General features: G+C 55.9%; 10 protein-coding genes. 4 read left to right on the top strand and 6 right to left on the bottom strand.

What is annotated here, in order from left to right; all coding sequences use genetic code 11:
* Positions 1–117 precede the first annotated feature (117 nt).
* From pyrH to rpsB, 3 genes are all read right to left on the bottom strand, one after another.
* Positions 118–843 carry a UMP kinase gene (gene pyrH / locus C1Y43_RS10360; protein ID WP_010616191.1) on the bottom strand — a complete coding sequence of 242 codons (726 nt, stop codon included), beginning with the start codon at positions 841–843 and terminating at the stop codon, positions 118–120.
* Between the two features lie 153 nt (positions 844–996).
* Positions 997–1848 (bottom strand): translation elongation factor Ts, encoded by an 852-nt coding sequence (gene tsf, locus C1Y43_RS10355; protein ID WP_058780470.1) that lies wholly within the window; start codon positions 1846–1848, stop codon positions 997–999.
* Between the two features lie 180 nt (positions 1849–2028).
* A complete protein-coding gene (gene rpsB, locus C1Y43_RS10350) occupies positions 2029–2748 on the bottom strand; it encodes a 30S ribosomal protein S2 (RefSeq protein ID WP_031279692.1) in 720 nt (239 codons plus the stop codon).
* 317 nt (positions 2749–3065) lie between these two features.
* Here rpsB and map point away from each other — a divergent pair, with 317 nt between their 5' ends.
* The 4 genes from map to C1Y43_RS10330 all read left to right on the top strand — a co-directional run bounded on the left by map (position 3066) and on the right by C1Y43_RS10330 (position 8396).
* Positions 3066–3860: a type I methionyl aminopeptidase gene (gene map, locus C1Y43_RS10345; protein WP_021507491.1), complete on the top strand. Its 795-nt coding sequence runs from the start codon at positions 3066–3068 to the stop codon at positions 3858–3860.
* A gap of 197 nt (positions 3861–4057) precedes the next feature.
* Entirely contained in the window at positions 4058–6712 is a 2655-nt protein-coding gene (gene glnD / locus C1Y43_RS10340) for a bifunctional uridylyltransferase/uridylyl-removing protein GlnD (RefSeq protein WP_104188144.1), read from the top strand.
* 172 nt (positions 6713–6884) lie between these two features.
* Positions 6885–7709: a 2,3,4,5-tetrahydropyridine-2,6-dicarboxylate N-succinyltransferase gene (gene dapD / locus C1Y43_RS10335; RefSeq protein ID WP_021507493.1), complete on the top strand. Its 825-nt coding sequence runs from the start codon at positions 6885–6887 to the stop codon at positions 7707–7709.
* 294 nt (positions 7710–8003) lie between these two features.
* Positions 8004–8396, top strand: coding sequence for a DUF3461 family protein (locus C1Y43_RS10330; protein WP_010616197.1), 393 nt, complete (start codon positions 8004–8006; stop codon positions 8394–8396).
* Positions 8397–8434: 38 nt separating this feature from the next.
* Here C1Y43_RS10330 and C1Y43_RS10325 read toward each other — a convergent pair whose 3' ends face one another.
* The 3 genes from C1Y43_RS10325 to dgt form a co-directional block, all read right to left on the bottom strand.
* Positions 8435–9592 (bottom strand): CdaR family transcriptional regulator, encoded by a 1158-nt coding sequence (locus C1Y43_RS10325; protein WP_021507495.1) that lies wholly within the window; start codon positions 9590–9592, stop codon positions 8435–8437.
* Between the two features lie 201 nt (positions 9593–9793).
* Positions 9794–11233, bottom strand: coding sequence for a serine endoprotease DegP (gene degP, locus C1Y43_RS10320; RefSeq protein WP_058759526.1), 1440 nt, complete (start codon positions 11231–11233; stop codon positions 9794–9796).
* 136 nt (positions 11234–11369) lie between these two features.
* Positions 11370–12863, bottom strand: coding sequence for a dGTPase (gene dgt, locus C1Y43_RS10315; protein ID WP_058770587.1), 1494 nt, complete (start codon positions 12861–12863; stop codon positions 11370–11372).
* Positions 12864–12959: the final 96 nt, after the last annotated feature.

Here is a 12959-nt window from a genome sequence, read left to right as displayed (position 1 = left end):
CACTTCCGGACGCAGCGGAACGGAAACGGTATCGATAAACATCGATCATCCTGAATGCTGCGCGACAGCAGTGCAGCGCGCCAACAGAATATACCTTATTTTATCCTGCGTCGGGTATTAATGCGTAATCAGGGTGCCTTCTTTTTCACCCATCACCACGCGACGCAGCGCGCCAGGCTTGTTCATATTGAAGACGCGGATCGGCAGTTGATGGTCGCGCGCCAGCGTAAAGGCGGCCAGATCCATCACTTTCAGCTCTTTTTCCAGCACTTCACCGTAGGTCAGCTGTTCGTACAGCGTGGCATCCGGATTTTTCACCGGGTCGGCTGAGTAGACGCCGTCGACCTTGGTGGCTTTCAGTACCACGTCCGCTTCGATTTCGATGCCGCGCAGGCAGGCCGCTGAGTCGGTGGTAAAGAACGGGTTGCCGGTACCGGCAGAGAAGATCACCACGCGGTTATTGCGCAGCAGGCTGATGGCTTCTGCCCAGCTGTAGTTATCACACACGCCGTTCAGCGGAATCGCCGACATCAGGCGCGCGTTGACGTACGCACGATGCAGTGCGTCACGCATTGCCAGGCCGTTCATCACGGTCGCCAGCATCCCCATGTGGTCGCCGACCACGCGGTTCATACCTGCCTGCGCCAGACCCGCGCCACGGAACAGGTTACCGCCACCAATTACCACCCCCACCTGAATGCCCAGCTCAACCAGCTCTTTCACCTCTTGCGCCATACGGTCAAGCACGCTCGCGTCGATACCAAAACCTTCGGCACCCTGCAGTGCTTCGCCGCTCAGTTTCAGTAAGATACGTTGATATACAGGTTTTGCGTTGGTCGCCATGGTCAATTCTTCCTGGAAGATAAGATGAATGAGAAGTTAAATCTGATCGATCATCCGCTTAGCGCGTGAGAAAAGCTATTGGGATGAGACTGAAAATTGCTGCGCCAAAACGCAGACAAAAAAGAACCGCCTCTCGGCGGTTCCTTCAAACCATTAAGACTGTTTGGACATGGCAGCAACTTCGGCTGCAAAGTCAGATTCGACTTTCTCAATGCCTTCGCCCACTTCGAAGCGGATGAAGTTGATCACGTCAGCGCCTTTCTCTTTCAGCGCCTGGCCAACAGTTTTGCTCGGATCGATAACGAAAGCCTGACCGGTCAGAGAGACTTCGCCGGTGAATTTCTTCATACGGCCTTCAACCATCTTCTCTGCGATCTCTTTTGGCTTGCCAGACTGCATCGCGATGTCCAGCTGAACCTGGTACTCTTTCTCAACCACGTCAGCAGAAACGTCTTCTGGCTTCACGAACTCTGGCTTGCTGGCAGCAACGTGCATCGCAATCTGCTTGCTCAGCTCTTCATCAGCGCCGGTGGTAGAAACCAGTACGCCGATGCGCGCGCCGTGCAGATAGCCGTTCAGCTCAGCACCTTCGAGGACAGCAACACGACGGATGTTGATGTTCTCACCGATTTTCGCAACCAGTGCCACGCGCTCTTCTTCGAACTGCGCTTTCAGAACTTCCACATCAGTCACTTTACCGGCAGCAGCAGCGTCCAGCACTTTGTCAGCAAAGGCCTGGAAACCGGCATCTTTTGCCACGAAGTCAGTCTGGCAGTTCACTTCCAGAATCACGGCGTAGCCGTCAGCGATTTTGGTTTTGATCACGCCGTCAGCAGCCACGTTGCCTGCTTTCTTAGCAGCTTTGATTGCACCAGACTTACGCATGTTCTCGATCGCCAGCTCAATGTCGCCGTTCGCTTCGGTCAGCGCTTTTTTGCAGTCCATCATGCCTGCGCCAGTACGCTCGCGCAGTTCTTTTACCAGTGCAGCGGTAATTTCAGCCATTCCAGAATCCTCGATTCGTCTCGCAGTGCTTTCACACTGTCAGAAACTTGTTGCGGAAAATTTACTTGCCCCGCCAGCCCGAACAGGGTGCGTGACTAAGTGAGATAAATAAAGGGGCCTTCACGGCCCCTTAACAGATCACATCTGATGTCTAAGGGCTCTCAGAAAGAGCGAACCTTATTAAGCTTCAGCAGCTTCTTCAGCCTGCTCAGCCAGGTCCTGTGAACGGCCTTCGCGCACGGTAGTGGCAACGGCAGTCAGGTACAGGCTTACAGCACGGATCGCATCGTCGTTACCTGGGATAACGAAATCAACGCCGTCTGGATCAGAGTTAGTATCAACGATAGCAAATACCGGGATACCCAGGTTGTTTGCTTCTTTGATTGCGATGTGTTCGTGGTCAGCGTCAACAACGAACAGTGCATCCGGCAGACCGCCCATATCTTTGATACCGCCCAGGCTGTTTTCCAGCTTGGCCAGCTCACGAGCACGCATCAGTGCTTCTTTCTTGGTCAGTTTGTCGAAAGTACCGTCCTGAGACTGAGTTTCCAGATCTTTCAGGCGTTTGATTGACTGACGAACGGTTTTCCAGTTGGTCAGCATACCACCCAGCCAGCGGTGGTTAACGAAGAACTGGTCGCAGCTCAGTGCAGACTCTTTTACCGCTTCGGCAGCAGCGCGCTTGGTACCAACAAACAGGATCTTACCTTTACGGGAAGAGATCTTGTTCAGCTCAGCCAGGGCTTCGTTGAACATTGGTACGGTTTTCTCAAGGTTGATGATGTGAACTTTGTTACGCGCACCGAAAATGAATGGCTTCATTTTTGGGTTCCAGTAACGGGTCTGGTGACCGAAGTGAACACCAGCCTTGAGCATGTCGCGCATGGAAACAGTTGCCATGATTACCTCTAAAAGTTTGTTTGGGGTTGGGCCTCCATGTATCCCATACAACCGACCTCTTACGAGGCACCCCGGCGTACGTGTCGATACATGTGTGTTTTAGTACACATAATGAGATTTATGCGTTTCCTGCCCTCTCATACGAGGTGACAGAGAATCGTCGGCGCGCTTTATACCACAATGCGCAGGAATACGCCAACAGTTGTTAGCATGAGCGGCAGGCTGTAATCCCGATTTGGCAGCCCATTTGCTGACTGCTAACATGACTGCCACAGAACTCATTATTGTCGAAAATTGCGGCGATTGCGGATTATTTAATGGCCATTTCAATCAAAACCCCAGAAGAAATCGAAAAAATGCGCGTGGCGGGCCGTCTGGCTGCAGAAGTGCTGGAGATGATCGCTCCACACGTTGTGCCCGGCGTCACCACCGGCGAGCTTGACCGTCTGTGCCACCAGCACATCACCGAAAAGCAGCAGGCCATTTCAGCCTGTCTCGGCTACCACGGCTTCCCGAAATCGGTGTGTATTTCGGTCAACGAAGTGGTATGTCACGGTATTCCCAGCGACGATCGCGTGCTGAAAGACGGGGATATCGTTAACGTCGACGTCACGGTGATCAAAGATGAGTACCATGGCGATACGTCAAAGATGTTCATCGTCGGCAAACCGACGATTCAGGGCGAGCGCCTGTGCCGGGTTACGCAGGAGAGCCTGTACATTGCGCTGCGTCTGGTGAAGCCGGGCATTCGCCTGCGTGAACTGGGCCGGGCGATTCAGAAATACGTGGAAGCACAGGATTTTTCCGTGGTCCGCGAGTATTGCGGACACGGCATCGGTAAAGGCTTCCATGAAGAGCCGCAGGTGCTGCATTACGATGCCGACGACAGCGGCGTGGTGCTGCAGGCTGGCATGACATTTACCGTCGAACCGATGGTTAACGCCGGTGATTATCGCATCCGCACCATGAAAGATGGCTGGACGGTGAAAACCAAAGATCGCAGCTTGTCCGCACAGTATGAGCATACTATTGTGGTGACGGAAAACGGCTGTGAAATCCTGACGCTGCGCGCCGACGACACTATTCCAGCGGTGCTGGAAAACAACGCGTAACGCTCGTCATCAGGATAACAGGCCGGCTCAAAACGAACGCCTGTCAGTTTAGGTTCACCCATCCCTGCACCTCCCGTAGCGGCGCCATCAGTTGCGCGTTAACCCGCGCCGCTACTGCGGTGATGTCACGGACGGTGACTAACTGAACGGCATCACGGCGTTAAGCCCGCTTTTTATGGCGCAGAAGAGGCATGTTGATGAGTGGTAGCGTGACCGAAGCAGTACACAAAGGCCTGACCGATTCCCCCGCCAGCTGGCCAGACGAGGCGCTGACGCGCGACAAACTCAAACAATATCTAGAACAGTTCCAGCAGCATTTGGGCAGCGCTTTTGACGCCGGCAGCGATATCGAATCGCTGATTGATGCGCGCACGCTGTTTATCGATCGCCTGCTGCGCCGGCTGTGGCGGCTGTTTGGCTTTGACCAGATGAAAGAGATCGCGCTGGTGGCGGTGGGCGGCTATGGCCGCGGCGAGCTGCATCCGCTGTCGGACATCGACGTGCTGATCCTGAGTCGTCAGCCACTGGACGAAGCTGCCGCACAGCGCACCTCAGAACTGCTGACGCTGATGTGGGATCTCAAGCTGGAGGTCGGCCACAGTGTACGCACGCTGGAAGAGTGTCTGCTGGAGGGCTTGTCGGATCTCACCGTCGCCACCAACCTGATTGAGTCGCGCATGCTGACCGGCGACGTGGCGCTGTTTCTCGAACTGCAAAAGAATATCTTCAGCGACGGTTTCTGGCCATCGTCACGCTTCTTCGCCGCCAAAATTGAGGAGCAGCTGGAACGCCATCAGCGCTATCACGGCACCAGCTACAACCTCGAACCGGATATCAAAAGCAGCCCGGGCGGGCTGCGCGACATTCATACTCTGCAGTGGGTCGCGCGCCGCCACTTTGGCGCCACCACCATGGATGAGATGGTCGGCTTTGGCTTTCTCACTGAAGCCGAACGCAATGAGATCAATGAGTGCCAGGAATTTCTCTGGCGCATCCGTTTCGCGCTGCACCTGACGCTGCCGCGCTACGATAACCGCTTACTGTTTGATCGCCAGCTCAACGTGGCACAGCGCCTCAACTATGGCGGCGAAGGCAATGAGCCGGTTGAGCGCATGATGAAAGATTTCTATCGCGTCACGCGCCGTATCGGCGAGCTGAACCAGATGCTGCTGCAGCTGTTTGACGAAGCCATTCTGGCGCTGTCGACCACCGAGAAGCCGCGCAGCATCGATGAGGATTTTCAGCTGCGCGGTAATCTGATCGACCTGCGCGATCCCACGCTGTTTGAGCGCGAGCCGCAGGCGATTCTGCGCATGTTTTACGTGATGGTGCGCAACGAAACCATCACCGGCATCTATTCCACCACGCTACGCCAGCTGCGCTACGCCCGCCGTCATCTGCAACAGCCGCTGTGTCAGATCCCCGAAGCGCGCCGTACCTTTATGGCGATTCTGCGCCACCCTGGCGCGGTAAAGCGCGCGCTGCTGCCGATGCATCGCCACAGCGTACTGTGGGCCTATACGCCGCTGTGGGGCAACATTGTCGGCCAGATGCAGTTCGACCTGTTCCACGCCTACACCGTGGATGAGCACACCATCCGCGTGTTGCAGAAGCTGGAAAGTTTTGCCGACGAAGCCACGCGCCCGATGCACCCGCTGTGCGTCGAGCTGTGGCCGCGTCTGCCGCAGCCGGAGCTGCTGCTGATGGCCGCGCTGCTGCACGATATCGCCAAAGGGCGCGGTGGCGACCACTCGATTCTTGGCGCGCAGGACGCGCTGGACTTCGCTGAGCTGCACGGCCTCAATTCGCGCGAAATGCAGCTGGTGGCCTGGCTGGTGCGTCATCACCTGCTGATGTCGGTGACTGCTCAGCGTCGCGACATTCAGGACCCCACGGTGATTCAGCAGTTTGCTGAAGTGATGCAAAATGAAAACCGGCTGCGCTATCTGGCCTGCCTGACAGTTGCCGACATCTGTGCCACCAATGAAAGCCTGTGGAACAGCTGGAAACAGAGCCTGCTACGTGAGCTGTTCTTCGCCACCGAAAAACAGCTGCGCCGCGGTATGGAGAACAGCCCGGATCTGCGCGAGCGCGTGCGTCATCACCGGCTGCAGGCGCTGGCGCTGCTGCGCATGGAGAATCTCAACGAAGAGCGCCTGCACCATATCTGGAGCCGCTGCCGCGCCGACTACTTCCTGCGCCATACGCCCAACCAGCTGGCGTGGCACGCGCGGCATCTGATCAACCATGACCTTAGCAAACCGCTGGTGCTGGTAAGCCCGCAGGCCACGCGCGGCGGCACCGAGATCTTCATCTGGAGCCCGGATCGCCCTTACCTGTTTGCCGCCGTAGCCGGAGAGCTCGACCGCCGTAATCTGAGCGTGCACGATGCGCAGATCTTTACCAGCCGCGACGGCATGGCCATGGACACCTTTATTGTGCTGGAGCCGGACGGCAGTCCGCTGGCAGCGGATCGCCATCCGCTGATTATTCAGGCGCTGGAGCAAGCGATCACGCAAACGCAGTGGGTGCCACCGCGTACGCGCCGGCCGTCGTCACGTCTGAAACACTTCAGCGTCGATACCGAAGTCAACTTTTTGCCCACCCATACCGACCGCCGCAGCTATCTGGAGCTGGTGGCGCTGGACCAGCCAGGTTTGCTGGCGCGCGTCGGTGAAGTGTTTGCTGACCTCGGCGTTTCGCTGCACGGCGCCCGCATCAGTACCATCGGCGAACGGGTGGAGGATTTGTTCATCCTTGCCAACAGCGAACGACGTGCGCTGGATGTCGAAATGCGCTCCGTGCTGCAACAACGGTTGACAGAGGTACTTAATCCAAACGATAAAATGTGACCCGGCTTCCATTCTTCACGTTGCCGATGCATTGGCCTGGTGACACGGCCCATCCGTGGATCTCGCTCCGATAGGCGCGCCACCGTTCTGCAGCATGAAGGATGTTTGCCCGATAATTTTACTCTGCACGCCAGCTGGCGTGCATCCGCAATGACAGACTCAGGAATTAAATATGCAACAGTTACAGAGCGTTATCGAATCTGCCTTTGAACGCCGCGCCGACATTACGCCGACCAGCGTAGACAGCGCCACCCGTGAAGCGATCAACCAGGTGATTGGCCTGCTGGACAGCGGTGAACTGCGCGTGTCAGAAAAGATCAACGGCGAATGGGTAACGCATCAGTGGCTGAAAAAAGCGGTACTGCTGTCGTTCCGTATCAACGACAACCAGGTGATCGACGGGGCAGAAACCCGCTTCTACGACAAAGTGCCGATGAAATTTGCCGGCTGGGATGAAGCGCGCTTTAAAAGCGCCGGCTTCCGCGTCGTGCCACCGGCCGCAGTGCGTCAGGGTGCATTCATCGCGCGCAACACCGTGCTGATGCCGTCCTATGTCAACATCGGTGCGTATGTCGATGAAGGCACCATGGTTGATACCTGGGCCACCGTCGGCTCCTGTGCGCAGATTGGTAAAAACGTGCATCTGTCCGGCGGCGTCGGCATCGGCGGCGTACTGGAACCGCTGCAGGCCAATCCAACCATCATCGAAGATAACTGCTTTATCGGTGCCCGTTCTGAGATCGTTGAAGGCGTGATCGTCGAAGAAGGCTCGGTGATCTCCATGGGCGTTTACATCGGCCAGAGCACCAAAATTTATGACCGCGAAACCGGTGAAGTGCACTACGGTCGCGTACCGGCGGGTTCGGTGGTGGTTTCCGGTAACCTGCCGTCTAAAGATGGCAGCTACAGCCTGTACTGTGCGGTGATCGTGAAGAAAGTTGACGCGAAAACGCTGGCAAAAACCGGCATCAACGAACTGCTGCGTACCATCGATTAAGTTTTTTCTTCCCGCTTATTTTTATAGCCACGGGCCTGTATTCAGGCCCGTCATTTTTTCTTTACACTTCTACCGCTATTACCTGTTTCGCGCCGCGAATTAACAGGTGCGTTTGTTTTTCAAACAGGTCATAATCCGCGCCAGTTAACTCCGGTCGCGCACTGTTCATCCCGGTTTTTGTGTCTACAGTTGATTAAGTATGCCGTAAGCGTTCGGTTCGTTGCGCTTATTACGCAGCCGAATGATGATGATAATCCTGCGCGCTCACTCACTCTCAGATGGAATATAAACGCTATGTACGACAACCTGAAAAGCTTAGGTATCAGCAATCCTGAAGACATTGACCGCTACAGCCTGCGTCAGGAAGCCAACAACGACATCCTGAAAATCTACTTCCGTAAAGACAAGGGCGAGTTCTTCGCCAAAAGCGTGAAGTTTAAATACCCGCGTCAGCGCAAAACCGTGGTGGCCGATCACACCACCCAGGGTTATAAAGAGATTCAGGAAATCAGCCCTAACCTGCGTTACGTGATCGACGAGCTGGATCAGATCTGCCAGCGCGATCAGGTAGAAGTGGATCTGAAGCGCAAAATCCTCGCCGATCTGCGCCATCTGGAGAACGTGGTGTCGAACAAAATCGCCGAAATCGAATCCGATCTCGATCAGCTGACCCGCAACGGTCGCTAATTCCCGCAGCTTCTCAGGCCAGCTGCTGCTGGCCTTTTTTATGCCTGCTCATCAAGCTGCAGCGCCACATACAGCAGCAGCCGATCGTCAAAGTTCGCCAGATTAAGGCCGGTCAGTTCCGAGATGCGGTTCAGGCGGTACTCCAGCGTATTGCGATGAATAAACAGCGCGCGCGCTGTGGCGCTCGGCTGCACGTTATGGCTGAACCACGCAACCAGCGTGCGCCGCAGCAAACCGTTATTGTCCATGCTCTTCAGCTTTGCCAGCGGACGTGCCAGCTCGCTGGCCTGCCAGCCGCCGCGCAGGCTATCCAGCAGCACTGGCAGCACCAGATCCTGATAGAAGAAGCTCCGCTGCTGCGGCATGCGCTGTTTGCCCACCATCATGGTAGTGCGGGCGGTGCGGTAAGAGCGCGCAATGCTGCCGGGCCCGGTAAAGAAATTGCCGAGCGCGATGCGCATCCGCACCTGACCGCTCTCTTTCATGCGCTGCAGCAGTTGATCGACGCGGCGGCGATGATCGTCCTGATCGTAACGGCCATGGGCATTCAGCGCTGGCTTCAGCACCACCATTTCGGTGAGCGAAACAATGGCGATCAGGTTGTCGCGATCGGGCGTGGTCAGCAGCGTCTGTAATTGCTGCAGCTCCGACATCGCGCTATCGACTCCCAGCTGTCCGCTATCCACTTCAACCACCGCCACCACGCGCGGCTGATTGAGATCGATGCCCAGTCGCTGCGCCCATTCGTTCAGCGCTGGCGACAGCGTATCGCTGCGGATCAGGTTCAGCACCAGCTCCTCACGCAGGCGGCTGTCCTGCGCCAGCATATGCAGCAGGCGCGCCTGTTCCAGCATCATCTCTGCCGTCATGCACACCAGCTCGCCGTAATGGCGTAACGTGCTGGGCTGGCCGGTCAGGCCAATCACGCCGACGATGTCGCCGTCAATGCGCAACGGCAAATTGATGCCCGGCCGCACGCCGTGCAGGTGTTTAGCCACCGCTTCGTCAATATCAACCACCCTGCCCTGTGACAGCACCAGCAGCGCGCCCTCGTGCAATTCGCCAATACGCTCGCGATCGCCACTGCCAATAATGCGGCCGCGCGCATCCATCACATTGACATTACTGTCGATAATTTTCATGGTGCGGGCAACGATATCCTGAGCCAGTCGCGCATCAAGATGATAGGTGGCCATCAAACACTCCAGAATTCGGGACGAACCGACAGAATACGCATCCCGATTGCCCCTGGCATTGTGCAACTGCACATAGCCGCAGGGTGATTACCGGAATTGCGGCAGCGGTCACACTGGGAAGGCACAGATGACTGGGGGCGCAGCAGCATACAGGCAATAAAAAAGGCGAGCCGCAGCTCGCCTGAGAGACCAATAAAAGGATTACTGCATCAGCAGATAGAGGCTGCTGTCGCCGCGCTTGACGTTGAGCGCCAGCACCGACGGTTTGGTGTCGAGGATTTTACGCAGCTCGCCAAGGTTGCTTACCGCCTGCTGGTTCACACCGAGGATCACATCGCCTTTCTTCAGGCCGATACGTGCCGCTGCGCTGCCGGCTTTCACGCTGTCAACGCGCACGCCCTTCTGGCCGTTGCTGTCGACGTTGCTGAGATCGGCGCCTTCAATGCCGGTGTAAATCGTCGCGGACTGCACTTTATCCTGTGAGCTCTGCTGCAGCTCAACCGTCACGTTCAGCGGTTTGCCGTCGCGCAGCAGGCCCAGCTGCAGTTTGGTGCCGACCGGCAGCGAGCCGACTTCCGCACGCAGCGCAGCAAAGCTGGTCAGCGCTTTACCGTTCATAGAGACCACCACATCGCCCGCTTTCACGCCGGCTTTCGCCGCCGCGGAGTTTGGCAGCACCTGGCTGACAAAGGCGCCGCGCTGCGCATCCACTTTCATCGCTTTAGCCAGCTCGGAGTTGAGCTCGGTGCCCATAATGCCCAGCTCGCCGCGTTTCACCTGGCCATACTCCACCATCTGCGCGGTCAGGTTTTTCACCATGGAACTCGGGATGGCAAAGCCAATGCCGATGTTGCCGCCGTCCGGTGCGAGGATCGCGGTGTTAATACCGATCAGCTCACCGTTGAGGTTAACCAGCGCACCGCCGGAGTTACCGCGGTTGATCGCCGCATCGGTCTGAATAAAGTTTTCGTAGTTTTCAACGTTAAGGCCGCTGCGCCCCAGCGCCGAGACAATACCGGAGGTGACCGTTTCACCCAGGCCGTACGGGTTACCGATGGCCACGGTGTAATCACCGACGCGCAGATTGTCGGAGTCTGCGATCTTAATTGCCGTCAGGTTTTTCGCATCCTGCAGCTGGATCAGCGCGATGTCAGACTGCGGATCTTTGCCGATGACCTTAGCATCGTAGCGACGGCCATCACTCAGCTGTACCTGAATTTTGGTGGCGTTATCCACTACGTGGTTGTTGGTAACCACATAGCCTTTGTCGGCGTTGATGATTACGCCGGAACCGAGCGCGCGGAACTGCTGCTTCTGCGCGTTGGCGCCATCGTCGCTACCGTCACCGCCGCCGCCCTGGCACATGGGTGAACCCTGGAACGGCGATCCGTCCTGACAGAACGGGGAATTATCGCCAAAGAATTGCTGGAACTGCTGCGGCATGCGCGGGGTTTTTACCGTGGTGCTGCCTTCCACGCTGATACTGACCACGGAAGGCATCACTTTTTCCAGCATCGGTGCCAGGCTGGGCAGTTGCTGACTGGAGGAAGACGCTGTCTCCGCCGCGAAAACACTGACAGGGCTTAACGCCATGCCCAGACTAAGCGCCAGCGCACTTAACATTAATGTGCTTTTTTTCATTCGTCTGTGTCTCTCTGAAATTAACGTGCAGACCATTGCTGTGGTCGTGATGATGAGATTAAGTTTTTAGCGCGAAGTTCCTGATAAAGTATTGGGCAAAGGTAAAAATTTATTCTTCGTCTTTACAAAACTGCGCTTATTCCACCGCCATCAACCGACGATACTCATCCCAGGCGTAATTGTCCGTCATCCCGCTGATATAGTCCTGAATCAGCCGCGAGCGATAATAACGTTCCCATAACAATCGCTGATATTTATGCTGCACCACCAGGTTACGCATCTGTTGCTGATAAGCTTTACGATGTTTACCGGAAAGTTTATGAAACAGTCGGGTTTCGATCGGATGTTTCGCGAGAAAATCCTCATTCATTAACGTGGTAAACTGTTCATAATCGAGCTGCATCAGCGACTGATAAATTTCCAGTAATCCTTTAATGACCCGATAACCCTGTAATTCCAGCTGCTCAACTTCAGGGTGATTAAACACCTGCTGGCGCGCCACGGTTTTAAATAATTTTAACAGGCGCCCTTCATCACCATCGTCTTCCAGCAGCGCATGGTTAAAGCTGCCGGCAAAAATGGCAGGTAAATTATCAACAAAGCGGCGCACCGCATGGCTGACCAGCACGCTCTGGACGTTGACCCGCAGCGACATGAAAAATTGATCGCTAATACTGCGGCGCTTTTTCTGATTGGCCTCTTTCCACGCTTCATTAATGGTGCGGCTGAACGCGTCGCCGGGTTTCACCGGACCCCAGGCGTTGAGCAAAGAATGATAGAGCGTATCGACGGTGAAGATGTCTTTTTCTACGGCGTCATCAAGGTCGGCAATACAATAGGAGATATCGTCAGCCGCTTCCATTATCCAGGTCAGCGGATAACGATGGTGCTCAGGTATATCCGTTGCCGCGCGAAGATCGGCCACATATTCACGTTCGGATAAATAGAAACCCGGCTTTTTCATTAATACGCTGAACTCCGCCGGCTTATCGCCCTGCCACCACGCCGGCGCGGTGTATTTTAAAATACACGCTACCTGCGCATAGCTAAGATTTAGCTGCAGCAGGGTATGCACCAGCCGAATGGCCTGCGCATTCCCTTCGAAATGGCACAAATCCTGACGAATCATTGCATTTAACCGGTCGAAATCGGCACGCTGCGCGTCATCCGCCACGCCCGCCACCAGCGGATCCACCAGTTCGGCCGGCAGGTTGTCATCAAACCAGTCATTGATCGCCGCTTCACCAAAATGGCCAAACGGCGGGTTGCCGACGTCGTGCAGCAGGCAGGCCATCTCCACCAGGCTCTCGACCGCGCCCTCAAAGCCATCGAGGCCGTAAGCCGCCAGCCCGCCGCCCTGAGTTTTCAGCGTATGCAGAATCTCTTTGGTGATGTAACGTCCGGTTTGCTGCACCTCAAGCGAATGGGTCAGGCGCGAGCGCACGGCCGCATTCCGCTCCAGCGGAAACACCTGGGTTTTTTGTTGCAAACGGCGAATCGCGGCAGAATTAATAATGCGTCCACGATCGCTTTCAAAGTGGCGGGTAATAAAGTATTCGCCTTCGGGATCTTTGCGGCTGGTATAAGGGCGGGTGAAACTGATCTTCTTCCTGAAATTGATCGTCGCCATTGTTACCCCTTATTTTTTCCTGAATTGATCCCCATTGAGCCATGTTAGACTATGCCTCACTTTAGCCTTATACATCCATAACTACAGCGAGATTCT

It is taken from the genome of Pantoea sp. ICBG 828 (assembly GCF_002928355.1).
In the GTDB taxonomy this organism is placed as follows: domain Bacteria; phylum Pseudomonadota; class Gammaproteobacteria; order Enterobacterales; family Enterobacteriaceae; genus Pantoea; species Pantoea dispersa.
This window is presented reverse-complemented; position numbering and strand designations above follow the sequence as displayed.